Origin of the sequence: Burkholderia sp. 9777_1386, assembly GCF_015712265.1 — a bacterium.
GTDB classification, from domain to species: Bacteria; Pseudomonadota; Gammaproteobacteria; order Burkholderiales; family Burkholderiaceae; genus Burkholderia; species Burkholderia cenocepacia.
Genome location: NZ_JACCQB010000159.1, coordinates 1 through 391, shown reverse-complemented (window position 1 = coordinate 391; position 391 = coordinate 1). Strand labels below are relative to the sequence as shown.

General features: G+C 51.7%; 2 protein-coding genes. Both read left to right on the top strand.

What is annotated here, in order from left to right:
• Positions 1–2: 2 nt before the first annotated feature.
• Positions 3–107: a glucuronate isomerase gene (locus H0X91_RS35550; protein WP_442859793.1), complete on the top strand. Its 105-nt coding sequence runs from the start codon at positions 3–5 to the stop codon at positions 105–107.
• A 14-nt stretch (positions 108–121) separates the two neighbouring features.
• The coding region (locus H0X91_RS34835; protein ID WP_196433836.1) for a UxaA family hydrolase at positions 122–391 on the top strand (270 nt) is incomplete at its 3' end.

Genomic DNA, 391 nt, shown 5'->3' with positions numbered 1-391 from the left:
GGGTGGAAGCGGGCGAAGCACCGGCGGACATCAACCTGCTGGGCGAGATGGTGAAAAATATTTGCTTTAACAATGCGCGTGACTACTTCGCCATTGAACTGAACTAAGGTCTGGGGTTGATATGCAATACATCAAGATCCATGCGCTGGATAACGTCGCGGTCGCTTTAGCAGATTTGGCTGAAGGCACAGAAGTCAGTGTCGATAACCAGACTGTTACGCTGCGCCAGGATGTTGCTCGTGGACATAAATTTGCGTTAACGGATATCGCAAAAGGGGCCAACGTCATCAAATATGGCCTGCCGATTGGTTATGCATTGGCGGATCTTGCGGCGGGGGAACACGTCCACGCCCACAATACGCGCACGAATCTGAGCGATCTGGATCAGTAT